This window comes from Mucilaginibacter rigui, assembly GCF_014773275.1.
GTDB lineage: Bacteria > Bacteroidota > Bacteroidia > Sphingobacteriales > Sphingobacteriaceae > Mucilaginibacter > Mucilaginibacter rigui_A.
The window spans coordinates 1,225,850-1,249,867 of the sequence record NZ_JACWMW010000002.1; the positions used below are offsets into that span (position 1 = coordinate 1,225,850).

The 24,018-nt window shown below is 43.9% G+C and carries 17 protein-coding genes and 1 pseudogene; 7 read left to right on the top strand and 11 right to left on the bottom strand.

Annotation, left to right across the window (positions count from 1 at the left end):
* Positions 1 to 5 precede the first annotated feature (5 nt).
* The 6 genes from IDJ75_RS12570 to IDJ75_RS12595 all read right to left on the bottom strand — a co-directional run bounded on the left by IDJ75_RS12570 (position 6) and on the right by IDJ75_RS12595 (position 7,752).
* On the bottom strand, positions 6 to 461 hold the full coding sequence (locus tag IDJ75_RS12570) for a DsrE family protein (protein WP_191175946.1): 456 nt from the start codon (positions 459 to 461) through the stop codon (positions 6 to 8).
* A gap of 30 nt (positions 462 to 491) precedes the next feature.
* Positions 492 to 1,520 (bottom strand): c-type cytochrome, encoded by a 1,029-nt coding sequence (locus IDJ75_RS12575; protein ID WP_191175947.1) that lies wholly within the window; start codon positions 1,518 to 1,520, stop codon positions 492 to 494.
* Between the two features lie 87 nt (positions 1,521 to 1,607).
* Positions 1,608 to 2,690 carry an efflux RND transporter periplasmic adaptor subunit gene (locus IDJ75_RS12580; protein WP_191175948.1) on the bottom strand — a complete coding sequence of 361 codons (1,083 nt, stop codon included), beginning with the start codon at positions 2,688 to 2,690 and terminating at the stop codon, positions 1,608 to 1,610.
* Positions 2,691 to 2,693: 3 nt separating this feature from the next.
* Positions 2,694 to 5,933, bottom strand: coding sequence for an efflux RND transporter permease subunit (locus IDJ75_RS12585; RefSeq protein WP_191175949.1), 3,240 nt, complete (start codon positions 5,931 to 5,933; stop codon positions 2,694 to 2,696).
* Positions 5,934 to 5,939: 6 nt separating this feature from the next.
* Entirely contained in the window at positions 5,940 to 7,295 is a 1,356-nt protein-coding gene (locus IDJ75_RS12590) for a TolC family protein (RefSeq protein WP_224746573.1), read from the bottom strand.
* Between the two features lie 133 nt (positions 7,296 to 7,428).
* Entirely contained in the window at positions 7,429 to 7,752 is a 324-nt protein-coding gene (locus IDJ75_RS12595) for a hypothetical protein (RefSeq protein WP_191175951.1), read from the bottom strand.
* A 366-nt stretch (positions 7,753 to 8,118) separates the two neighbouring features.
* On the opposite strand from IDJ75_RS12595, the pseudogene IDJ75_RS12600 reads away from it, so the two are divergent.
* The 3 genes and pseudogenes from IDJ75_RS12600 to IDJ75_RS12610 all read left to right on the top strand — a co-directional run bounded on the left by IDJ75_RS12600 (position 8,119) and on the right by IDJ75_RS12610 (position 11,330).
* Positions 8,119 to 8,973, top strand: a pseudogene (locus tag IDJ75_RS12600) (ROK family protein).
* Between the two features lie 523 nt (positions 8,974 to 9,496).
* Entirely contained in the window at positions 9,497 to 10,213 is a 717-nt protein-coding gene (locus tag IDJ75_RS12605; protein ID WP_191175952.1) for a 2OG-Fe(II) oxygenase, read from the top strand.
* Positions 10,214 to 10,352: 139 nt separating this feature from the next.
* Positions 10,353 to 11,330: a ligand-gated ion channel gene (locus IDJ75_RS12610; protein WP_191175953.1), complete on the top strand. Its 978-nt coding sequence runs from the start codon at positions 10,353 to 10,355 to the stop codon at positions 11,328 to 11,330.
* Between the two features lie 3 nt (positions 11,331 to 11,333).
* Here the strand turns inward: IDJ75_RS12610 and IDJ75_RS12615 are convergent, their stop codons facing one another.
* The 3 genes from IDJ75_RS12615 to IDJ75_RS12625 form a co-directional block, all read right to left on the bottom strand.
* Complete coding sequence (locus tag IDJ75_RS12615; protein ID WP_191175954.1) at positions 11,334 to 13,982, bottom strand: CHAT domain-containing tetratricopeptide repeat protein; 2,649 nt, start codon at positions 13,980 to 13,982, stop codon at positions 11,334 to 11,336.
* A gap of 38 nt (positions 13,983 to 14,020) precedes the next feature.
* Entirely contained in the window at positions 14,021 to 16,030 is a 2,010-nt protein-coding gene (locus IDJ75_RS12620) for a DUF7849 domain-containing protein (protein WP_191175955.1), read from the bottom strand.
* A gap of 111 nt (positions 16,031 to 16,141) precedes the next feature.
* Positions 16,142 to 17,143 (bottom strand): hypothetical protein, encoded by a 1,002-nt coding sequence (locus IDJ75_RS12625; RefSeq protein WP_191175956.1) that lies wholly within the window; start codon positions 17,141 to 17,143, stop codon positions 16,142 to 16,144.
* Between the two features lie 166 nt (positions 17,144 to 17,309).
* Here IDJ75_RS12625 and IDJ75_RS12630 point away from each other — a divergent pair, with 166 nt between their 5' ends.
* Both IDJ75_RS12630 and IDJ75_RS12635 read left to right on the top strand, forming a co-directional pair.
* Entirely contained in the window at positions 17,310 to 17,864 is a 555-nt protein-coding gene (locus IDJ75_RS12630) for an RNA polymerase sigma factor (protein ID WP_191175957.1), read from the top strand.
* A 12-nt stretch (positions 17,865 to 17,876) separates the two neighbouring features.
* Positions 17,877 to 18,605 (top strand): tetratricopeptide repeat protein, encoded by a 729-nt coding sequence (locus tag IDJ75_RS12635; protein WP_191175958.1) that lies wholly within the window; start codon positions 17,877 to 17,879, stop codon positions 18,603 to 18,605.
* Between the two features lie 19 nt (positions 18,606 to 18,624).
* On the opposite strand, the gene IDJ75_RS12640 is transcribed toward IDJ75_RS12635, so the two are convergent.
* Positions 18,625 to 19,428 (bottom strand): DoxX family protein, encoded by an 804-nt coding sequence (locus IDJ75_RS12640; RefSeq protein WP_191175959.1) that lies wholly within the window; start codon positions 19,426 to 19,428, stop codon positions 18,625 to 18,627.
* Between the two features lie 67 nt (positions 19,429 to 19,495).
* Positions 19,496 to 20,101: a DUF1684 domain-containing protein gene (locus IDJ75_RS12645; protein WP_191175960.1), complete on the bottom strand. Its 606-nt coding sequence runs from the start codon at positions 20,099 to 20,101 to the stop codon at positions 19,496 to 19,498.
* Positions 20,102 to 20,435: 334 nt separating this feature from the next.
* On the opposite strand from IDJ75_RS12645, the gene IDJ75_RS12650 reads away from it, so the two are divergent.
* Both IDJ75_RS12650 and IDJ75_RS12655 read left to right on the top strand, forming a co-directional pair.
* Complete coding sequence (locus IDJ75_RS12650) at positions 20,436 to 22,637, top strand: alpha-galactosidase (protein ID WP_191175961.1); 2,202 nt, start codon at positions 20,436 to 20,438, stop codon at positions 22,635 to 22,637.
* Between the two features lie 188 nt (positions 22,638 to 22,825).
* The gene (locus IDJ75_RS12655; protein ID WP_191175962.1) at positions 22,826 to 23,860 is read left to right on the top strand and encodes a LacI family DNA-binding transcriptional regulator; all 1,035 of its coding nucleotides are present in this window, start codon (positions 22,826 to 22,828) and stop codon (positions 23,858 to 23,860) included.
* Positions 23,861 to 24,018 lie beyond the last annotated feature (158 nt).

Consider the following 24,018-nt stretch of genomic DNA (forward strand, 5'->3'; position numbering starts at 1 on the left):
ATTAACTATGGATGCACAGTTGCCCAACCTTCGTACTGGCGGATGATGATCTCGCCGTTACCGCTGGGCACAAAAGATATAAAGGGAAACAGATCGTTCTTGTCTATCTTCCGCTCGTTGAGGGTGTTGTTGCACTGCGCTAATACCACACCTTTGGCTTGCAGATCTTTTAAAGTTTGCTCATAAATGCCGGTTTTCATAAAAACAGCAACACCATCGCCAAAAGCTACTAATTCCACATGCAGTTTACCTTTAAGCCGTGGGTCTTCTAAGGCGTTATTAATATTACGCAGGGTGCCTTTTATCTTTTTCTCGTCGTTTGAGTTGAGGATGTACAAGGCATTATAATGTTTGAGTTTGGCCGTTGCGCCGGTGAAAGCGACAGGGTCTGTTTGCTGTGCGATGGCCGGTTTTACAAAAAACGGTAAAGCGAACACTAATAGGAAAATGTACTTTTTCATGATGATTATATTTTTATGATTTTGTATTGGCTAATTTATTTGTTTGTATTTGATGGGTTTAAAAGGGCCAAACTTATGCTGTTTTTCGCTAAAATTATCAGCATAAGGGCCAAACGGAAGATCGATCGGTTTTTTCTTAAGGTTAGCCCAGTCACGGTGCTGGTCTTTATGGGGTCGGGGTTGTGAATTTACAAAAGCGGCCACATTCCAGGCTTCTTCATCAGTTAATTGCGGGTTTTGATAAGTAGCGCCAAATGGCATATTATTTTTAACAAACCCGGCAAAGTTGGTAAGCCGGTACATGCCTGCGCCATCGTTATAACTATGTTTGCCCCATAATGGTGGGTTTATGTAGCTTATTTTATCGGGCGCAAGTGTTCCTTCTCCATTTGCGCCGTGGCAGCTTTGGCATTTAGCCACAAAAACTATCTTTCCCTTTGCCGGGTCGGCAGCATAATCCATAAAGGGTAGTTTCTCTGTGGCGTTGCCAAATAATTTTTGCCCTTTTCCTACATCTTTGCCCACCCATTTCATATAAGCCAGCATGGCCTGCACTTCTTTACCCGTAGTATCCGGTACCTTACCCGCAAGGCTGCGCTCAAAGCATTCGGCAATACGTTGTGCCGGTTGTTCAATTTTCCCGCTACGATTGCTTATTCGGGGGTACCCAGATATAAAGCCGGCGAAATTGTTCCCAAAAAGCCTGGTTCCGGCTGCAAGGTGGCAATTTTGGCAATTCATACCGTTGGTTATTGTAGCTATGGTGCCTTTGGGCCCAAAATATTTAGCCGTATGCGCCAGCAACTCGCGGCCATAACGGATAGCATCACCGGTTTCTCCAACTGGTATTGTAGCATCATCGGGTGCTTTCCAGGCATCTTTAGGAACTATACGCTGCGGACCCGCAACTGCAGCTCCTGCAACCGGGGCCGCAATGTTATTTGTTGCGGTAACCGCTCCGGCATCCTTACGGGCCAGCCTGGTGCTGAACAATGATGCTACAACGATGACGAAACAAGCTACAGCAATACAGGTAATATAAATTGTATATCGCGACATAGTTAAGTATGGTAAATGTCGGGTAAAATGGTAACAGATTTAAAGTTCATCGCTTTTTAAATTTGCCAAGCCTGTATAAAATTCACTTTATTTTACCACATCTCCGTCTTTAAGGTCGTCGCTGGCATTCATGATGATCTTGTCACCTGCCGATATTGCGCCAAACACCTCGGTCGAATCTTTCCCTGCCAGCCCCTCCTTCACATCCACTAATTGGGCCTTGCCGTTTTTAACAACAATGACATACTTTTTTTCGGTAGAGCGAACGATGGCGCTATTGGGTACCAATAAAGATTTAGCACCCGATAACATGGGTATTTTAACTTCGCCATACATGCCGGGCTTTAGCTGGCCATCTTTGTTGAGCACATCAATTTCGATGGCTTCAGAGCGCATACTGCCCAGGGCGTTGGCCGAACGGCTTATTTTTGCGCTATGCTCTGTGCCGGGCATCGCATTAAAAGTAAAACTTACGGCCTGCTTCAAATCAACCTTATCCACATAGTTCTCAGGTATAGCTACCTCTAAACGCAGTTTACGGGTATCCTGTAAAACCAGCATTGGTTGGTCGGTTGCTTTACCGGGAGCTACCAAAGCACCGGGCGAAACATTTCTTTGCACTATCATACCATCAAACGGCGCATAAATACGCAGGTAACCCTGCATGGTCCTTACCGATTGCATGTTAGATTTTTCGGAATTGGCAATGGCCATGTCTGCCTTCATCCGGGATATGGCATTATCCAGATCGAGCGGCGAAACCGAACCGGGCTCGGCGGCAGCCTGTTTTAAACGGTTGTATTTTTCTTTACTGGCACTGGCGGTTTCCAACGCTTGCATAAAGCGGGAATTAGCCGCCTGTAGCTGCGATTCCATTTCGGGCGCTTCCAGCGTAAGTAATAATTGCCCTTTGCTTACCTGCGACCCGCGGTCAACAAAGATCTGTTTAACAAAGCCATTTACCTTGGGGAACAGGTTCACTTCGTTAAACGGGTTTAATATCCCCGGCAAGCGGGCATAGCTTGACAAGGCCTTTTCGGTGATGCTCCCGATCTCGTATTTTTTAGCATCTGTTGCCTTAGCTTCGGTCAGGTCTACCGGTTTTTGATTACCTGAGCAGGCCGCAAAAAAACAAGCTATTGAGGCCAGTATGATCAATTTCGTTTTCATGTTTTATATTGTTGATGTTTGAATGTCTTTTGTTTCTTCGGGCATTAATGACGGAGACTCGTAAGTAGTTTTATCCTGCACCCAGGCAAATACCAATGGTAAAATAAATAGCGCGGCCAGTGTAGAGGCAAACAAGCCCCCAATTACCGCGCGGCCTAAAGGTGCGGTCTGTTCACCGGCTTCGCCCATTCCTGATGCCATGGGAACCATGCCTGCCATCATGGCTAAGCTGGTCATTAAAATAGGGCGTAAACGTATAGCGGCACTGGTGATGGATGCACGGGTAGCATCTCTAAACTCTAACCTTAGTTTTTCACCGTTAGTTACGATCAGGATGGCATTGGCCACAGAAACACCTGTAGACATGATCATACCCATATAAGATTGAAGGTTGAGCGTAGAACCCGTAAGCAGTAAGGCCGTTAGCGACCCCAAAATTACCGCCGGGACTGTTGAAAGTACCGTGAGTGACAATTTGAACGATTGATAATTGGCAGCAAGCAGCAGGAAGATAACCAACACGGCGAAACCCAGGCCACTTTGCAAACTGCTCATGGTTTCGGTTAGCAGGCTTGTCATCCCCTTTAGTTCTGCCACCAGGCCTTTTGGCGGGGTGCCGATCTCTTTCATTGCTTTTTGTACATCGGCGGTAGCCGTACCCAAATCCTTTTTATAGATGTTTGCACTTACGGTTAAAAAGCGGCGCGGCCCGGTGCGGTCATATTCCCCCGGTGCATAGGTGACTTTAAAATCGGCTACATCGGCAAGTGTTGGGGTGCTTTGCCCTTTCAATAAAGGGATCTCCTTTAACTCATCCATCGTGTTCATGGTGTATTCGGGTATTTGTACCTGTACCTGGTAGGTGTATTGTTTATCCTCATCCAGCCATTGGTTTTTTTCGGTAAACCGGCTTGACGAGGTGCTCGCTGTAACCGAACGGGCAATATCTGTAACGTTTAAGCCAAATTGCGATACCTTTTGCCTGTCGAGCGTTATGGCAATAACGGGGATCTTTAATGGCTGTGCAATTTGTACATCGCGCAGGTAACTTATCTTTTTAAGCTTTTCAACTGCTTTGTTAGCGTAAGTTTCTATCTGCGCCATATCCTTGCCGGCTACACGCAATTCTATCGGTGTGGCTGCGCCCTGGCTCATTATCTTTTCGGTCATGTCAATAGGTTCAAAAGTGATGCGCAGATCTGGCATAGCATGCCCGATGTTTTTACGCAGGGCGTCTTTCAATTCGTCCATATTCACTTTATAGCTTTCATCAAGTTTTACCTGCAATACAGCTTCATGCGTACCTGTGTTAAAAATATACAGGTTACTGCTGCCATAGCTGCTGGGTATGATCCCTACATAGCCCGAGCTTATTTCGATGTGGTGGTCAACAGTTTTATCGATAATGCTCAGCACCTGTTTAAATTTATCTTCAGTGCGTTCCAGGCGGGTTCCGTCAGGCGCTTTAATTCTGATCAGGAACTGCCCGTTATTCAGTTTAGGCATCATGTCTTTCCCAATAATAACAAAGCCAACCCCGGCTAAAACAATAACTACCACTAAATAAACCGGTACTATGAGTTTTTTAGCAGGCATCCAGCGGGTAATGATCTGCATAAAGCGGAGTTTAACCCGCTCAAAAAGGTCATTCTTTTCAGGATGTTCATCTTCTTCTTTAAGATGTTTGTTTACCTGTATTTCCTCAATACGATCTAAAGCTTCCCCCGCATGGGCGTGTAGTTCGCCATGCTGATAATGCTGGTATTGCTCCGCCTTGATGAGCCAGTTACTGAGTATCGGCACCAGGGTTTGGGCTAATACGTAAGACACGATCATGGTTAAACCGATAGACATAGACAGCGGCAGGAACATGGCCCTGGGTACCCCGTTCATCATAAATGATGGTGCAAACACGGCCAGGATACAAAGCAGGATCAGTAACAACGGGAAAGAGATCTCTTCGCAGGCATCATAAATGGCCAGCTTTTTTGATTTGCCCATTTCCAGGTGCTGGTGAATATTTTCTATTGTAACCGTGGCCTGGTCAACCAAAATACCAATGGCTAAAGCCAAACCACTTAAGGTCATGATGTTGATGGTTTGGCCAAACGCACCTAAAAGCATTACCCCTAACAGGATAGAAACCGGGATGGTGATCACAACAATTAAACTGCTGCGCCAGTCGCGCAGAAACAACAGTACCATTAAACCGGTAAGCAAAGCGCCCAAGCCACCTTCGGTCATTAAGCTTTTTACCGCGTTTATCACAAAAACCGATTGGTCAAACTCATATGTTACCTTGATGTCATCGGGCAGCAAACTTTGCATTTCGGGCAGTTTGGCTTTTAACCCCTGCACTACCGACCAGGTAGAGGCATCGGCTGTTTTTACAATGGGGATGTAAACCGAGCGTTTTCCGTTGATGAGGGCATAGTCTACCGTAATATCCGAAGCATCGGCCACACGCGCTACATCTTTAACAAGTACAGATACGCCGTTTTTTGTTTTGATGGGGATATCGCCAAACTCATCAGCCTTTTTTACCAGCGAATTAATAGTGGTGGTAAACATGGTATTATCTATCCGCAGGTTACCCGATGGCGACATGGCATTGAATTTGGCCAGCGCCTCTACCACCTGGTCGGGCGTGAGGTCGTAACTGCGTAGTTTGGCCGGATCTACATTTACAGTTATGGAGCGGGAGTTGGCCCCAAAGGGCGGCGGAGCCGATAGCCCCGGCACCGAAGCAAACATAGGCCTGATGCGGGTTGCCGCCATATCGTAAATTTCCTTGAGGCTGCGCCCGGGGGCCGATAGCACCAACTGGCCTACCGGCAGTGATGAAGCATCATACCTCACCACCTGCGGCGGTAAAGCGCCCGGCGGGAAGAATTTCATAGCGCGGTTAACCTGTAAGGCTACCTGCGCCTGGGCTTCGGCCATATTGGTGCTTTCGTAAAAGCTGATCTTGAGCATGGTGAGGCCCTGGATATTTTTGGTAGAGATGTTTTTGATACCATTTACATACAGGAACTGATCCTGCAAACGGGTACTGAAAAAACCTTCCATTTGTTGCGGCGACATGCCGCCGTATGATTCGATCACATAGATAGTTGGCAGGTTTAACTGCGGGAAAATATCTATAGGTATATTGATGGCGCTGAGTACGGCAAAGATCATCAAACTGATGGTTATAACTACCACCGTAATGGGCCGTTTAAGCGCAGAGCTTACCATTGACATAATAATTTAATTTAAAAGGTTTAAGATAGAACTGACCTGGTTACCGGTAACCGCCTTTTGAAAGATGGCGCTGGTGTAAGCAAACCGGGCCTGCGCGTAATCCGTTTCGGCACGGTACAGGATGTTTAGGGCTGCGTTTAACTCAATAATATCTGTTAGCCCGCTTTTGTAAAGCGAAAGTTTTTGACGGTACCCGGCGTTAGCGGCCTTCAGTTGATTGGGGATCTCCGCTAACCGCTGTTTTGCTGTGTTGAGTTCCTCATCGGCCTGGTTTACACCTAAAGCCAGTAATTTTTTTTGTTCATCCAGTTTTTTCAGCGCATAGTCGGTAGCTGTTTTTTGTGTACGTAACTTTAATTGCCTGTGGCGCAGATCGAACAGGTTATAAGAGATGCCGATGCCAACCAGGTAATTGCTGCGGCTAAAGCCCCAGCCACTGGATAAACTGTTAAAGTTATCGTTAGCATCAACGCTTGAGCCACGCGCCCAGGCAGCTGCTTCCAGCAGCACCTTTGGATTATATTGCTTTTTCACCAGTTCTTCTTTTTGTAAACTATTCTGTACTACTGATCTGTAATAGTTAATAACAGGATGGTTAGCAGTATCAGCGCCTATAAGCTCAGGCGTATTGGTTTGCATAATCAGCCGGGTTTCTACCATAGTATCGGGCATGATACTTTGATAAGGCAGGCCGCTGATGGCGGCTAATTGCAATTGTGTTTGTTTAAGCTGGTTATTTAATTCAATATAGGTTAGCCGTGCTTTTGAAAGTTCTGCTTCGGCAATGCTGGTATCAACCCCCGGCCTGATGCCGCTTTTGGCAAGCGACTGAATAGACCGCCTGATCTGCTGGTTACGTTTGATGTTGCGGGATTGTATAGTTAGATAATCCTGCAGGCGTAGTAGTTGCAGGTAGTTGCCTATGGTATAAGCCTGCAATTGGTATTTAGATTGCTGATATTGGTTTTGCTCAACCGTAATATCCGACCCTGCTACCTTATTTTGGGCAGCATAAGCCCCGAAATTGTAGATCTCCCAATCTAAAGCGGCAATACCTAAATTAGTAAGTACGGCATTGGTATTGCTTTGGGTACGTACGCCGCGCGAGTTTGACGGGATGATACCGAAGCCAAAGTAAGGCCCTGCTGTATTATTATTGGTACCTACATCGGCCTGGTAATTAAGTTTTAAAGCAGGGAGCCAGTTACTCCTCGTTTCGTTGGCTTGTGCCTGTTTTATAGCTATAGAAGCCGAATCGGTAATTAAAGCCGGAGCGTTCTGATCAACTTTTTTTAACAGGTCTTTTAGGGTAACCCGTTGTTGGGCATGTGCAGTTATGGCCAATAGTAGCAATAAGGCCATGCAGCCATATCGTTTAAGATAGTGCATCTTGATGATGTATTAATAAAATTAAGAAATAGAGAGTAGTATAGCCTCAGTTAAGCGGCTATGATATGGACATACCAATAATGGTACTCCCCGGGAAGAGAAATGATCAAATGACTAATTTTCCTGAAAGCAGGTATCTGTGCAGGGGCGGGGATAAATTGAGATGTATATGCGATAAAATACCCGCCGTAATGTTTTGTGTTTTTTTGAATACCGATGGGAACAGGGTATTTAAAAGCAAAGAAAAAAGGAGAGTTAAAGCCAGATCCGGGTTGGCCAGGCGTTTTTGAATAGTTGAAATATCAAAGGCGCTATCTTCCACATACTCCTGTTTGCGTTTAGTAAACGCTTTAACACATATCCCTGGCAATTTACATTCCTGGAGTTTTTCAAGCGCGTTGAAACCTATAAATGGTTTCGCAGCTAACATTAATGCGGCAATAAACAGAAAGTAATGGACCCTTAGCGAAAGCATAATATCTATTAACGCAACTTTATATTCAAAGTTGATAACAATTTAGTCAGTAACCGCTATGTAACAGTAAAGTTGCATTCTCATTTGTTTAAACTTATGTGGAGGGATGAAAAACTTACGATCGGCTACAGGAAAACAACCCGTTTTTGCCTGCATATCTAATTTCCCTTATATATAAAAGCAATGCCGCGGTTGGTTTGATTATGAAAATTTATGGAAAGGCCTGATAAATATAAAAACAGTAAAAGGAACATATATATTAGTGGCAAGAAATAACGAAGCATTACAGATATTTAAAAGAAATTGATAGCAATATAAAGCATGGCAGGTACTAAAATTATAGGGATAGATTTAGGGGCAACAAACGTTAGGGGCGCTGTGGTTGAGGATGGGCAGGTATCGGCTATAGAGGCACTGCAAATAAAAAGCGACGGTACCGTTGATGAAGTGCTTGCTGATATTTACCTGGTAATTGAAAAGCTGTTAACGCAAGGCGATATCCTTGCTATTGGGATAGGCGTACCAAGTATAGTTGATGTAGAACAGGGGATAGTTTACAATGTATTGAACATCTCTTCGTGGAAAGAAGTACACCTGAAGAAAATACTGCAGGCACGGTATAACCTGCCGGTTTATGTAAATAACGATGCCAATTGCTTTGCCGTTGGTGAATACTATTACGGTAAAGGGAAAGGGTATTCATCTGTAATAGGTTTAACCATGGGCACGGGCCTTGGGGCCGGTGTTATTATAAACCGGCATTTGTATGCAGGGGCTAACTGCGGGGCAGGCGAGTTTGGCTTTTTACCTTATGAAGCCAACCTTTTAGAGTACCATGCAAGTGGCTCGTTTTTTACCCTTACCAAAGGGGTAAACGGGTAGCAGGTTTTCCAAAACGCGCAAAAAGGAGATGCGGAAGCCTTAAGCCTGTACCATGAGTTTGGCAAACATGTTGGCTATGCCATAAAAATGGTGATGTACACTTACGATCCGCAACTTATTGTGCTGGGCGGATCGGCCCGCCACGGGTTTGAATATTTTAAAACCGCCATGTGGGATGAGCTCAAAACATTTGCCTTCCCGGGATCTGTCGAAAAGATCAAAATAGAAATTTCAGAACTGCATAATAGCGGTATTGTAGGCGCTGCTGCTTTGTATCTGGATTCGCAGAATTAAATAGTTATATAGGGGCATATATTATGATGCCGGGCCACAAACAGAACACAACCGCCGGCAGTAAAAATAATTAACCTGAGTTTTAATTTGATATGGTATAATTATAATATTATGCCTGCATCTTAATATTATGTTAATAAACAACCAGTATTTTTGCCTGTAATAAAAATAGGCCGGGTACTATAGGTTTCCCGTCTATTTATAAATACCCCTAACAAATGACAACTACCCCTCAATCTGTACCCATAAAAAGGGTTGCCCCCTGCGCTTGTGGAAAAGGCCTTAAAACGGATATGCAAAGGATACGGCGAACTTTTTTGATGAAAACATTACTTTTTTGGCTGCCGCTTAAAAGATATAAATGCGACAGATGTGTGCGTAACCGCTGGATGATGGATTGATATTTAAATTGTTTCCTGATTTAAGCGCATGCTGGCAATTTTATTAAATACAAAGGTTTAATTCCGCAAGAAACGGGTTTAAACTACGTGCTGATCATTGCAGTTTTGGATAAATTAAATTTATGCAAACACCTGAAATATCGGATAGGATAGCCGCAATTAACTGGGAGCAAATTACCCGTACACTGCACCACAAAGGATTTGTAATTGTAAAGGGCATTTTAAACAAGCAGGAATGCGATACCCTGATTGATAATTACGATACCGGCAATTACCGTAAAACGGTTAGTCTGGATCGTTACCGGTATGGTAGCGGCGAATATAAATACTACGACTACCCGCTACCCCATTTAATAAATGAACTGCGCGAAAATGTTTACCCCAGCATTGCGCCGGTTGCCAATGCCTGGATGCAGGAACTGGGAATTGATAAAACTTTCCCGCTAACGCATACGGAAATGAAGCAGTTAAGTCATGACAACGGCCAGCTAAAACCAACGGCGCTTATTTTAAAATACGGGCCGGGCGGGTTTAATACCATGCACCAGGATCTGTACGGTGAGGTATATTTCCCTATGCAAATGGTGTTTGTGTTAAACCAGGCCAATGAAGATTTTACGGGCGGCGAATTTGTTATAACAGAACAAATACCACGCGCGCAATCAAAAAACAATGTGCTGGTGCCCGATAGGGGCGATATGGTTATCTTCACTACAAGCTTTCGCCCTGCTAAAGGTGCAAAGGGTTATCACCGGGTTAATATAAAGCATGGGGTTAGTCCGTTGCATAGCGGCAACAGGCATAGCCTGGGTATTATCTTTCATGATGCGCTGAGTTAAAGGCCATATTGGTAGTTCCAATTATAAAAGCATTACGTTCCATAGGAACGTTTGATAGATGTAAGATAATTTCATTTACACCTGTTAATAGGCTGCTGATCAAAACAAAATAACTATTTTTAGCTTGTAGTTTCAATTTATGATAGCGATACCCCTGCGTAAACAAGTTATTTTAGCCATTGCTTTTATCCTGGCCGTTTTTGCATCCCTGCAGGCTAATGCACAGGCCGAAAAACCGGATACGGTTTACAGCGGTATTTATATTACCAGCATCCACGATATAAATTTTAAGGATAAAGAATACAGCATAAATCTTTGGCTGTGGTTAAAGTACAAGAACAAAAAATTCGATTTTTTGCATAACCTGGAAGTGCCGCAGGCAAAAACGGTTACGCAATCCTATTCTACTGTCGACTCCAGCGATAACAGGGTTTACATCCTGATGAAGCTGCAATGTGTGATGAAAGATTCATGGGCAGTAAATAATTTCCCTTTTGATAAGCAAACACTGCGTTTTTCTATCGAAAATTCACAGTTCGATTCAAAAGCCCTTGTTTTTGCAGCAGATACACTGGGCAAACACTTCGACCCTCGTTTCACCCTGCGGGGATGGAACATAGATAGTATTAATGTGACAACCGGGATAAAGGTATATGAAACCGCCTTTGGGGACGAAAGCGTGCCTAAGCCACATACCGAATACAGTAATTTTAAAGTGAAGTTATTGCTTGACAGGGCGGCGATGGGTTTGTTCTGGAAAATGTTCCTGGGCATGTATGTGGCTTTCCTCATCGCTTATATGTGCTTTTACATCCATACGGATAGTATCGATTCGAGGTTTGGACTGAGTGTGGGTGCCCTGTTTGCGGTAATTGGTAACAAGTATATTGTAGACTCATCCCTGCCCGAATCTACCACGTTTACCCTGGTTGATACGCTGCACGGCATCACCCTGTTATTTATCCTTACAATAATTATCAGTACCGCTTACTCCCTGCGTTTGGTAAAAAAGGATAAAGTAGAGGATGCTAAAAAGTTCGATTTTTGGTGCGCCCAGGTAATGCTGGCAGGTTATGTTTTGCTGAATGCGTGGTTTATTTACACGGCAAGCAGGTAAAAATCAAGGTTTCTTTTTTATCCAATAAAACAAGCCGAGCGTAATTACTATAAAGCCGCTTACAGCATACCAATAAATAGGATTTATGGCTGCCTGTAAATGTACAGGCCCGTCGGCACCCATCAGTATCAGGCTGTCCCAATAGTAAGGCAGGTACATGGCATCAGATGGATGCGCAGTATTTAACCACGTAAGTTTAGCTTGATGCAGTGCCGTACCGCTGCTTTTACCGGTAAGCAGGTGTTTGTATATGTTGGCGGTTATCTGCGCTACAGCTTCATCATTCACGTTCCATAAACCAGCAATAGTTGCGGGTGTACCAATAGCTGTAAACCCGCGCGACAGGCTGATGATGCCCTCGCCGTTTGCCAGCATCCCATCTCCCGTGCGGCAGGCGCTTAATATCACCAGGTTGGGTTTATGGGGTTTTGATAATAGCTCGAACAAAAACAGTTTCTGTTTGCCAAAATCAAGCGTTGGCTCTTTATTGATGCCTGATAAGTAAGCATGGGTGCTGATGTGCAGCGTGGCCGAGTTTTCAAAACTGTTAAAGAACGTCCGGGTGTTCACCTCCTCATTGTACAGGTAATTGCCCTTTACCAATTTATTAATGGCAGCAGCCTCTTTTTTTACTGCGATGATAGGCGTGTTGCTGTTGCCCTCGTGCGTAACAAACAACCCGCTAAATGTTGCCCTGCCGGTATCCTTCGCTTTGTTTTTGATCAGGGCATTCAATGAGAATGCATACGTGGTTGTCAGCTTTTTGAGCAGGAACGGCCATTGCGAGGTGGCCGGGGCATACTTATCCCCGGTTATTAACCCATCGAACGATAGGTAGCCGAGTACATCATCTGCAATAATACAAAGGCGCTCATTTGCTTGTAACGTGGTATTTTTAAAAAGTGTGCTGTAGATAGTATTTGATGTTATGAAAAACTCCTTTGGCGAATTAAGCATGGCATCCGGCCCGTTACGGTAATAGGTGTTGATGAATTGGGTAAGCTGCTGCCGCAGACTATCAGCGCCGGCTATTCTCGCAACTTTTTTAACACCGCTGTTTTTTATATCTATCATATATACGCCGCGCGTACCAAAAAAGAACTCGATGGCATGCAGGCCTTTTGGTAAAGCCGATAACATATCTGTTGGCGATGAAACCGTCCCGGCTGATTGTTCGCGGTATTTTTTGTTGAGCAGCGATAGGTCGTATTTTAATGCGTTAACTTTTTCCTGGTATTTTGCGCCGCTTTTTTCGGTCATAATTAACCGTTCGTTATAGGCAATGGCACGTTCAAGATCTGTACGTTTGCGCAATAAGCTATCGTGGCGGTTGCTTGCAAATTGCTGGTTGTTGTGCTGTATCTGGTCGGCAAGGGTGCGGGCCTTTGTTTGCTCGGTAATTTCCAATACCAGGTTCAGGTATTTTTCATCGTGCGATGTTTGGTATAAGCCCAACGCCATTTCTATGGCGGTTTCGGCCAGTTCCTTGCCGTTGTTTTGCAGGCGCTCTTTGGTTTTGTTATCGGCAAATTCCTTTCTTATTTTATCAGTTGCCAGCAGGGCGTAGCGTATGTTTTGCAGGGCTGCTTCGGGTTGTTTTAATAGTTGGTAGGTAAGCGCTTTTTCGGTGAAGATATCAACCAGGTTAATTTCGCCATAAATGTTTTGCGCCAGGGTTTTATTTTGCGATGTATTTATACGTAATATTCTTAAAGCTTCATCGGCTAATAAAAGTGCTTTTTGTGGCTGCTTCTCTAAGCGTTTAACTTTGGCAAGTTGTGCAACCAGGTTTGCTTTTTCGCGCAGCCGGTCGCCGGGGTACCAGGTGTTAATGATGTTAAGGGCCGAATTATAATTGTTCCCGGCAAATTTCAGGTGGTGGCTTTTTAATTCTATATTCCCCAAAGTTGTATAAGCGCCGAGCAAATTATAGGCGTTTTGGCTGTTGGCGCTTTTTTGCGATTTAATGTTCTTTTGAAGTATTTCCCGGGCATTCGAAGGGCGGTTTTGGTCGTTTAAAATGTCAGCCAGGACGTTCTGAAGCCGAAAATTCACCCCGGGGTTTTTTGTAAGTTTTTGGCCTTTGGTTATGCAATTCAGGGCGGCGGTATAATTGCCCATGGTGTAATATGATATGGCCATATTGCAATAAGCCGATGCCATATCCCTGGTATTCTCAAAGGCGTTCAATTGTTCAATTGCCTTTTTCTGGATGAATATAGCCCGTTCATAATCGCCCAGGCGGGTATAGTTATTTCCAAGTGGTTTAAACACATATTCCACTACATCAAACTGTATTACTTTATACTTATAGAAGTATGCGTAAGCATCTTCATAGTAGTTAATAGAACTGAGTATATCCCCGGCTTGCAGTTGGTCATACCCCTGTGTGCTTAACAGGGTTAGCCAGGCAATGCGTTCTTCAAGTGTGGCGGGTTGCCGCCATGCTTGTTTTTGCGTGGCAAGCAGAAAGGGTAATTGCTGCGAGTTAGCAGTTACATAATCTATCCGCTGGTAAAGCCATTCGGTAAGGTCGTTTTTGTTTTTTAGGTCGGCCAGTTTTTTGCTGATCGCAGCATCCTGCGCATGAATAACCACCTGCAAAAGCATCAGGCAAAAAAGTACAATGTATCGTACACGCTGTAGCGGCATAGGTTATGGTTAGTGCCACTAAAATAAGTTATTTTAAGTTAAAATTTCCAGGTTACATAGGTGCTTGCATGTGATACTGAAGATTTTGGGTCGTAAAAATACCTGAACCCAATAGCCGGCCCTACACGTACTTTGCCCACAACAACATCAGCAAAAACGGAGGCCCGCGCGTCCGAAAATACCTTCCTAAACTTGTCGGCAAGCACAGCCAAATTTTCATCAGGAACGCCATTTACACCTTTTAACGCATAGTTTATATTGTTTTTGAAGGTATTGTTCAGGTCTATGGAAACCAGCGCGCCCACACCAGCGCCAATGTAATCGTTAAAGTTATATCGTAAGGATACAGGCACCATGTTTAACGTGGTTACTTTGGTGGAGGTAGTTCGGGTACGGCTACTAATAATGTATGGCACCTTACCTATTGTGGTGTCCCTGTTACCGGCTACAGTGCGTGTTTGTGATACTTCCTTAAAGTCGCTCAGGTAGATCTCGGCCTGTAAATATTTGCCATAAGATGAATAAGGAGAGATGCTTGCACCAACAGTAATATTTTTTTGCGTAAGGTAATCACTACCCTTTGACTGTAACGGGAAGCCATAACCCAGTATGATCCCCGGCGATAAGCCGGGTTTAAACCTGCCGGTAGCCTTGTTGGTTACAATGGGTTCATTCTTATCAAATATGATAGATGCCCGGGTATAAATGGGAAGCTTTTTTGGTTTCTCCTTAAATTTGATCTTGTATTCCACAAAGCCTTTGGTCGAGTCGGCATCGTGCACACCTTCCTGCTGTGTGCCGGGCAAGTAAATATTGTTAAAAATAAAATTTACGCTGTCGGCACCCGGTACAACCTTCAGGCAGCTTTGGTTGGCGTATGCGCTGTCGCAGCTTTTTACCTCTGGTTTGGTGCGGCTTACCTTGATGGTGCCGGCATCAAATACCGGCGACAGGCTAACGCCCACATTTACCTTTTTTGCAGGCCCTTTGCCTGTGTTCTGAAAATCTACCCGGTAGGTCAATTCGCGGTGTTTGCCGGTAAAACGGTAATCCATCCGCGTTCTGCGTAACGACATTTTATTGGGATCGTGCGAGGCCACTATCTGCAACTCCACGTTAAATATCTCCCGCTCTATTTTAGGATCATCGGGGATAAAAACACCGCTCAGGCGCACTATGGCGTTGGTATCTTTGATCATCTCGGGCGTGGTTTTAAAATCCATAAAAACAAAGTTTTCCTGCCCGGCTTTCAGATTTTCAAAATGCCATGCCTTGCTGCTTTTAAAGTTCTTTACCTGGTCGCGCAATACCAAAGCCTCCTTTGCCAATATCTCATCTATTTGCGCTTGCGAAATACCCGGGCTAACAGATGCGTAGTACAAATTATCTTTTGCTTTTTTTACCGGCGAATAGGCAAACGTGTTCAACTTTTGCAGGTCTTCGGTTTTCTCGCCATGATAGGTGCGTGTTTCGGTCAGGTCGAAATTGTTGCTGCTAAACTCCTTATCGTTATATAAAATGGCAATGGTGCCGCCCAGGTTATTGGTTAGGTTGCCGGCTTTGTTGCGATAGCCTAATACCAGCATCATATCATCGCCGGGTTTGGGCATACAGTTATTTTTTAGGGTGATACTGCTGCCGGGCTGGAAGATATTACTGGGCGCAGGTGCCGAGGCCAGCATGGCCTTTGATCGTTTAATGATCACTTTTTTTGGCCGGGTGGGCGGGCGCTTGCCATCGTCATAATTATTAGTGGCGTAAAGCCGGGCGCTATAAGTAAGGATGGAATCTAAATAAGTATGCACCGGTTCTTTTTCAAAGCTGAAGGTGCCATCGCCAAACTCCCAAAAGTAGGTAAAGAATGGGGCGGGGGCACCTGCAATTGGCCTTAAGGCGCGTAACTGCGGGGTGAATTTTACCGTGCCATTGTCGTCAGTATAATTAATAATAGCCGGGATAGTATCTGTTGGTATTACCGCCGGGGGGAGTACCTGCGCGCTCAGTTTGGTAGCAATGCAGATGAAGGTAAGTAGCAAGAGCTTTCTCATGGTGTGGCAGGGGCAACTGGTTAGGTAAAAAAACAATTAAATATAAAAACTTAAAATGATAATAAGCGACCCTGAAACCAGGGCCGCTTAGCTGATTAGAGATAGGTAGAATTAGTAACTATCCAGACTGTTTATAGCTGTTTGTACCGCAGCTTCGGTAGTTTCTGTAAGGGTTAAGGTTACGTGCTGGTTGGCTGTAATAGTGCTTTCCAGTTCGCCGTAGTAGTATTTGCCATCTTTTATTGAGAAGGTAAGAAATTTACCTTCAACACCTATTGGCATTACATTGTCATAACTTTTAACACTGTTTGGGCCGGTTGTAGTGTACAATTGCGCGGCAACATTACTACCCTTTGCGCAGAAGTAAACATAAGTTTCGCCGCTGTATGAGTGGAAAGAAGATAGTGTGCCCGGGTTGCCAACCAGATCAACATTCACAGTAGTTTTTGGGTTGCTGTAGCTGTAAAATACGTCGGTATTGATCCACCCGGTAGTGCCAAAGTTAAAGGTGAAGGTGTTATTAACCGAAGCCACCTCCTTACCGCCATCCTGGCCGTTAGCGCCTTTGCGTGGTGCAGCCCAGGCCATTTGTGCCGCGGCTCCGGCTACAAGCGGGTTACCACCCTGGTCGACCCCCTCCCAAAGTTGGGTAACACCGCTTCGTTTCGCCGGAATAGAAATTTGCATAGGTACAGGCATCATATTGTCTACACTTGTGCCGTTTGCTTTAACATTTACATATATAAACCCATCTGATGCAAGCGGGGCGCCGCTGATGTGGTTAGTGTTGCTACCGTAAAATAGTACGTCGCTTCTTTTCAATACTTCAACAGCCTCTACCGTTACTGTACCGGTTACCGCTGCACCGCCTACGGTTAATGACCCTGCCGGGAACGTGATTTTGGTGCCGCCTTTTAACGTTACGCTTTGCGGCAGGTTTGATGCATCAATTTGCATGGTTTGGGTTTTAGGCGCATTACTGGCTACAAACTGCTGTGCATTGCCATCTGGGTTTGTTGGAACGAAGCCCATGTCGTTTTTGTCTTTTGTGCAGGATACTGCTAATAACAATAATGCTGCTACTGATACTGAGGTTAAATTGAACTTTTTCATAATTGTAGTTTTAATTTTTTTATCGCTTACTCTGTTTTGGCTTTTCAGCGTTACGCCGTGATTTATCGTTGTTTGCATCTATATCAGCGGCGCTTAAAATTTGTTACCCCCCTTTTTTGAAATATTTTTTAAATATTATTTTTCGTACTTTCCCACAACCTATTTTATGGCAAAAGCAACCCATCCCGATCAGCGTTACGTAACGGCCTTATTAAATAATGATGCCGGGCTTATTGATGAGATATATAAAAGCTGCGCCCGGCAGGTAAAATCATACATCTGTTTTAATAATGGGAATGAGGATGATGCCGCCGATATTTTCCAGGAAGCCTTAATAGATATATATCACCAGGCTAAAAACAAAAACCTGCAGCTTACCTGCCCCTTTAATGCCTTTGTTTTTTTGATATGCAAACGCAAATGGTTTAATGAATTAAAAAAAAGATCATTAATACAGGTAACAAATAACCCCGACGATGTATTAGATAGCAGCGAAGATACTTTTGCGCTTGCCGAAGAGCTGGAGCACCAAACAGAACAGAACAACAGGTTTATGGCTGCTTTTGAAAAATTGGGCGAAAAGTGCAAGGAAATTATCCGTTGGAGCATGCAGGGCGAGGCACAGGAAAAAGTGGCTGAAGCCATGGGTGTTACTTACGGGTACCTGCGCAAAAAGAAATCGGAGTGTATGGCATCTTTAGTAAAAATGGTTCAATCTTAATATTTAGCAGCAATGGACAACGAGAGCATTCTACAGGCATCAAATTATGTAGATGGAGAAATGGATTTGCAGCAGCAAAAAGATTTTGAACTGCAAATGCAGGGCGATGCCGAATTGCGCGAATATGTGGAGCAATACCGGGAGGCAAGCATCGCGTTAAAAACAATGCTTGCGCCTGATGCCAGCCTTAATAATTTAAAACAAACACTTGGTAACCTAAATAAAACGCATTTTAAAGCCGAGGCCAAAGTAGTATCATTTAAATCATACACAAGGTGGATCTCGGGCGTAGCGGCGGTGCTTATACTGGGGCTTATCGTTTTTAACCCGTGGAAGAAGAGTTTGTATGAGGAATACAGTACAGCAAGCAGCATGTCGGTATCTGAAAGGGGCGAGGGTGCGCAAACCAATTTAGAAAAGGCAGCAGCTTACTACAATAAAAAGGATTATGCGGCAGCCGAAAAGCTATTGGCGAAAGAATATGCAGCTAACCCTAATAACAGTATGGCGGCTTATTATTACGGTATTACTTTGATACAGGATAAGCAGGAGGCCAAAGCACGCGGTATTTTGCAACAGCTTTACCGGGGCGAATCGGCATTTAAGTATGATGCCGCGTATTACATGGCTTTAAGTTATGTTAAACAGAACGATAAGGCAAACGCCCGCAAATGGCTCAAACATGTACCACCAGGTACATCTAATTACACCAAAGCGAAAGAATTGGAAAGTAAACTTTAACCTAAAGCGTTGGCATATGCTAACGCTTTTTTGCTTTGCCTTTGGTTTTAGCCGTAGTTTTAATACCCTTTTTGGGCACGTTAGATAATATAAAAGCCGCGCTGCTAAAAGCCAGGGCTTCAAATGCGCTTACTATTTCGTTACCGTGCATACCCTTTGTGTCGGCCCAGGCGCGGGGAATGTGTAGTATAATTACCCATATCAACAGCATTATACCCAGTAGTTTTGCCGCCAGCCGGCGTTGTATATTCAGTAAGATGCCAAGCCCGGCTGCTATGAGGGCAACACCTGTAAAGTACGTCCAAAAAACCGGGAAGGGGATCCATTTTGGTACAAGGCCGGGTACAAAGCCAATGTAAATAAAATGCTCAATGCCAAATATGAGTATAGTTAAAGCCAGGAAGTATTTGCCTGCAGGCAGTATCCCTTCAAACCCGGTGGTAAATTCGCCCACCTGCGGTAATGCCGATGCCACTATAAAAGCGCAGCCGCTTAATGCAAATATTTTAAACGCATTGGCCCAGCTACCTAAAAAATCGGGAGTAGTTAAAAATTGGTTTGGGATATGAAAAACAATCAGTAATAGTAAAAAAAGCAGCCCTAAATAAATGGCAGCAGGCCGGGCTTTACTGTTTACCAATACAGGCAAGCATATTGCCGCCAGTACAATACTACCTATCCACGCCGAAAAATGCGAAACGGCAATATCAGCCGGCCACGGGATAATGACAGGCATAAACACTAAAAATACAATTTGCAATAAGGCAATACCAATAATGGATAAGGCAAATAATACCCTCCATAATCTATTTGAGGTTAGCATTGATAAGGGGTTATAAAGGTTAATTAATGCAATTTACAAAATAGCTTACGTATTCATAATTAAATATTTAATGCTTTTTTTCGCCTGTGTATTGTTTCTCGCCTGCCTGTACTTTTAGTGCCAGGTCATTCTCTTGTGGGGGCATAGGGCATTGGTAGCCCGCGCTATAGGCGCAGTAAGGATTATAAGCCTTATTAAAATCAATTTCCAAATGGCCGTTTTTGATGTCGGTGGTTTTCAAATCAAGATATCGGCCGCCGCCGTAAGTTTCCTTTCCGTTTGTTTGGTCTGTAAATGGCATAAACAGGTAATCGGCAAAACCGGGCCGTTTGGCCAGTAACGTATTGCTATAAATAGTTAAGTGCAACAATTTACCATTCAATACAAATTTTACACGTCCGTAACGTACATATTCCTGCTTCGCACCATTAAAGGTGGGTATCATAAATGATGGCTCGGTTGGCAAAACTTCTACATCGGCTGTAATACGGTAGGTACTATCCGGATCATAAAAACGCAGGTTTTTAAGGTCGGCTTCTTTTAAGGGAGAGTTTTTATCCGTCAGGAAATCTGCTTGATACTGTTTACGATACGTTTCTAACCGGCTTTTATAGCCTTGCGAATAGCTAGTTAGCGTTATAAAAGTAAGCAGGGTAATAATAAGGTATTTCATAAGGCTTGTTTCCAAAAGTATCCTGCAATTTATAAAACCTACGCCAATAATGGGCATGAGGTTGTGATGAGTTCCTAAAATTTGCGGGCAAGCCTTGGCTATGCAATTAAATATTTGCACCCTGCACACAGCTTGGCGAAAGTGATTATATGGCATGGCGGTGAACAGTGCGGACAATAATGCAGATAAACAGCACCTGGAAAACCGGAAGTACTACATTTCCTGTTTTGTTGAATTATTATAAACGCCCACCCCAATAATTATTACCCATTAGCATTTTGTTAAGGCTTTTTTTTTACCGTATTATTGTCTGCCATACATTTATAACCCAGTTATGAGATTTAAAAGAACCCGATTATCTTTAGCGATAGTTTGCCTTATTACAGTATGCTCATTTGCCAAAGCACAAGTTGTAACCATCCCGGTAGAAACGATTCACAATGCACTTGTGCTGCAAACAGATGCCCGGAAAAACCTGAAGATGGTTTATTTTGGCGCAAAACTGAGTAATGCAGCGGAGTATGCCGCTATTAAAAAGCTGTACAAACCAAATGATGATTCGGGAATATTGGATGATGCCTATACCCCGTCGGGTTCGGCTAACCTTGCAGAGCCTGCATTGACTGTTACCCATGCCGATGGCAACAAATCGCTCGATCTGCTATATGTAAATCATACAATAACTAAGGCAGATGACAATGTTTCCCTGTTAACTATAACATTGAAAGATCCGGCTTATCCGTTCGAGGTAAAGCTGTATTATAAAACATTTTATAAGGAAGATGTTACTGAACAATGGTCGGTAATTACCAACAACGAAAAAGGAATAGTAACGCTTAATAAGTATGCATCGGCCAACCTTAACTTTAAAAAAGAAGGCGAGGGTTTTTGGCTGAAACACTATCACGGTAATTGGGCGTCAGAAATGAAGCCCGAGGAAAGCAAACTTACCCATGGTATCAAAACCATCGATAGTAAACTGGGTACCCGCGCTAATTTGTACGAGCCATCAACCTTTATGATATCGATGGGGAAACCCGCTACTGAAGATGAAGGTAAAGTATTTTTAGGCTCGCTGGAATGGTCGGGCAATTTCAGAGTCGATTTTGAATACGACCCGGCAGATAACCTAAGGCTGATAGCCGGTATCAATAACGCCGCCTCAGAATACCGATTAAAGCCGGGCGAAGAGTTTACAACACCTGCATTGGTGTATACCTACTCCGACCATGGCCGTGGCGATGCCAGCAGGCAACTGCACCGCTGGGCGCGCCAATATAAAATTGTTGACGGAAACGGATCAAGGCTAACATTATTAAATAACTGGGAATCTACCTACTTTGATTTTAACGAGGCTAAACTGGCCCAGCTGATAAAAGACACCAAAAAACTTGGTGCCGATATGTTTTTGCTGGATGATGGCTGGTTTGGTAATAACCACCCCCGTAATGGCGATAATGCCGGCCTGGGCGATTGGCAGGAAAACAAACTGAAATTGCCAAACGGGATAAGCTCGCTGGTAAAAGAAGCGCAGGCAAATGGCGTAAAATTTGGGATATGGATTGAGCCCGAAATGGTTAACCCGGCCAGCGATCTGTACAAAGCACACCCTGATTGGGTGATAAAAGAAGCTAACCGTCCCGAAAAATATTTCAGGAACCAGTTGGTGCTCGATCTGACAAACCCTAAAGTGCAGGACTTTGTATTTAGTGTGGTTGATAACCTGTTTACCAGGAACCCCGACCTGGCTTATATTAAGTGGGATTGTAACGCGGTTATTTATAACGCACATTCACAATACCTGAAGAAAGACCAGTCGCACCTGTATGTTGATTATGTGAAAGGGCTGTATAAAGTACTTGATCGCGTACGCGCCAGGTACCCAAAAGTTCCATTGATGCTGTGCTCTGGCGGTGGCGGCCGTGTAGATTACGGCGCGCTTAAATACTTTACGGAGTATTGGCCAAGCGATAACACCGACCCGCTGGAAAGAATCTTTATTCAATGGGAGTATTCATATTTCTTCCCTGCCATTGCAAGCTCAAACCATGTTACCGACTGGGGTAAACAGCCAATCAAATTTAGGGTGGATGTAGCTATGATGGGCAAAATGGGTTTTGATATTGTGGTAGGTAAATTAAATGATAAAGACCTTGGCTTTTGCCAGCAGGCTTTAAAAAACTACGATGCCTTAAAAGATGTAATTTGGCATGGCGACCAGTACCGCCTGCAAAACCCATGGGATAATGATGCAGCGGCATTAATGTATGTAAACGATTCAAAATCAAAAGCGGTTGTATTTAACTACCTTGTAAATAACCGTTACGGTACCGGCACAAAATCACCTATCCGTTTTAAGGGCTTAGACCCGCAAAAGAAGTATACGGTTAAGGAGATAAACCTTTACCCGGGTAGTGGCTCTGTATTACATGATAACCAGGTTTACACCGGCGATTTCCTGATGGCTGTTGGTATTAACCCCGAAATAAGCAGCTACCACACCAGTGTAGTATTGCAATTAGATGCGGTAAATTAATAAATTACACACTGTTCCGCTTTGTTCTGTTCATAAATGGAACAGGCGGAACAAATAAGGCCTTCGCTGTAAGTAATAGTTGCTTTGCATAAACAAGTCTGCGTGTGTTATCGGCATGTAAATTTGGTAGCTTCATAATTAATATAGTAATTTAGCTAACTAAGAAAACTGCCTCCACCAGCTTATAAATGTCGAAAAACAAGTTACCAACCATAAAAGAAATAGCCAAGCGGCTTAATGTATCTGCATCAACCGTATCGCGGGCGTTGCATGATCATCCGAGCATTGGTTTGGTAACTACTATGCGGGTACACAAGGTAGCCAAAGAGATTGGCTACGAGGCCAATAAAATGGCCATCTATTTTAAAGAACGAAAAACATACACTATAGGTGTTATTATCCCTGACCTTTCCGAACCTTTCTTCTCGGCCGCGTTAACCGGGGTGGAGGACGCCGCTGAAGCCAGCAACTATAATGTGATCATCGGGCAATCGCTTGATAATTTTGAGCGCGAGAAAAAGATAGTGGAGAACATGAAAGACCACCGTGTTGACGGCGTATTGGTATCGCTCACCAAAGAAACTTCGACGTATGAGCATTTCGACAGTCTGAAAAAATATAACATACCAGTAGTGTTTTTTGATAGAGTGCCTAATCGCAAAGACATTAATTATGTAGCATGTAACCTGGTATCGGGTATGTTGCAGGCTATAACCAAACTCGTTGGCATAGGCCATACCCGTATTGGCCTTATAAACGGCCCGGCAAAGCTGGCTGCAACCCTGCAACGTTTAGAGATCTACTTCAGATGTTTAAAAGAAAATAACCTGCCGGTAGATCAGGATATTATTGTATCAACAACATTGGGCAAGGCCGATAACCTTAAGGCGATAAACAAACTCATCTCGCTTGAGGAATCGCCCACGGCTGTTATTGTATTTAACGATTACGTTTTGCTGGATTGTATAGCCGCGGTTAAAGCCGCCGGGCTTGTGGTAAATAAGGATATCAGCTTTATCAGCTTTGCTAACCTGCCCATTTGGGAATACATGGATAGCGTGCCACTTGCATCTATTGAACAGTTTGCCTATAAGCAATCATCTATGGCAGCGGGCTTTCTTTTCGATCTCATCAACAACGCAACAAAACCCAATGCAACAGAACTCCCGCTGTTGCAGCATATCATCGATTCGGAGATGATTGATTATACTCCTGCCAAATAATTATCTTTTGTTTTTAGGCAATGCTGCTAATTAAGGGTGTAATATGCCCCGAATAGCCAATAATAATCTGCTAATCAGCACGTAAGTGAATTTTGCGCAACCGTTTGCGTAAAATAGAACAAACGTTTGCGTAAACCGTGCAAACGTTTGCGTAGCTG

What these genes read in the sequence shown, in the direction of transcription:
- IDJ75_RS12570 (WP_191175946.1), bottom strand. Translation starts at nt 461, where the DNA reads ATGAAAAAGTACATTTTCCTATTAGTGTTCGCTTTACCGTTTTTTGTA.
- IDJ75_RS12575 (WP_191175947.1), bottom strand. Translation starts at nt 1,520, where the DNA reads ATGTCGCGATATACAATTTATATTACCTGTATTGCTGTAGCTTGTTTC.
- IDJ75_RS12580 (WP_191175948.1), bottom strand. Translation starts at nt 2,690, where the DNA reads ATGAAAACGAAATTGATCATACTGGCCTCAATAGCTTGTTTTTTTGCG.
- IDJ75_RS12585 (WP_191175949.1), bottom strand. Translation starts at nt 5,933, where the DNA reads ATGTCAATGGTAAGCTCTGCGCTTAAACGGCCCATTACGGTGGTAGTT.
- IDJ75_RS12590 (WP_224746573.1), bottom strand. Translation starts at nt 7,295, where the DNA reads ATGGCCTTATTGCTACTATTGGCCATAACTGCACATGCCCAACAACGG.
- IDJ75_RS12595 (WP_191175951.1), bottom strand. Translation starts at nt 7,752, where the DNA reads ATGTTAGCTGCGAAACCATTTATAGGTTTCAACGCGCTTGAAAAACTC.
- IDJ75_RS12605 (WP_191175952.1), top strand. Translation starts at nt 9,497, where the DNA reads ATGCAAACACCTGAAATATCGGATAGGATAGCCGCAATTAACTGGGAG.
- IDJ75_RS12610 (WP_191175953.1), top strand. Translation starts at nt 10,353, where the DNA reads ATGATAGCGATACCCCTGCGTAAACAAGTTATTTTAGCCATTGCTTTT.
- IDJ75_RS12615 (WP_191175954.1), bottom strand. Translation starts at nt 13,982, where the DNA reads ATGCCGCTACAGCGTGTACGATACATTGTACTTTTTTGCCTGATGCTT.
- IDJ75_RS12620 (WP_191175955.1), bottom strand. Translation starts at nt 16,030, where the DNA reads ATGAGAAAGCTCTTGCTACTTACCTTCATCTGCATTGCTACCAAACTG.
- IDJ75_RS12625 (WP_191175956.1), bottom strand. Translation starts at nt 17,143, where the DNA reads ATGAAAAAGTTCAATTTAACCTCAGTATCAGTAGCAGCATTATTGTTA.
- IDJ75_RS12630 (WP_191175957.1), top strand. Translation starts at nt 17,310, where the DNA reads ATGGCAAAAGCAACCCATCCCGATCAGCGTTACGTAACGGCCTTATTA.
- IDJ75_RS12635 (WP_191175958.1), top strand. Translation starts at nt 17,877, where the DNA reads ATGGACAACGAGAGCATTCTACAGGCATCAAATTATGTAGATGGAGAA.
- IDJ75_RS12640 (WP_191175959.1), bottom strand. Translation starts at nt 19,428, where the DNA reads ATGCTAACCTCAAATAGATTATGGAGGGTATTATTTGCCTTATCCATT.
- IDJ75_RS12645 (WP_191175960.1), bottom strand. Translation starts at nt 20,101, where the DNA reads ATGAAATACCTTATTATTACCCTGCTTACTTTTATAACGCTAACTAGC.
- IDJ75_RS12650 (WP_191175961.1), top strand. Translation starts at nt 20,436, where the DNA reads ATGAGATTTAAAAGAACCCGATTATCTTTAGCGATAGTTTGCCTTATT.
- IDJ75_RS12655 (WP_191175962.1), top strand. Translation starts at nt 22,826, where the DNA reads ATGTCGAAAAACAAGTTACCAACCATAAAAGAAATAGCCAAGCGGCTT.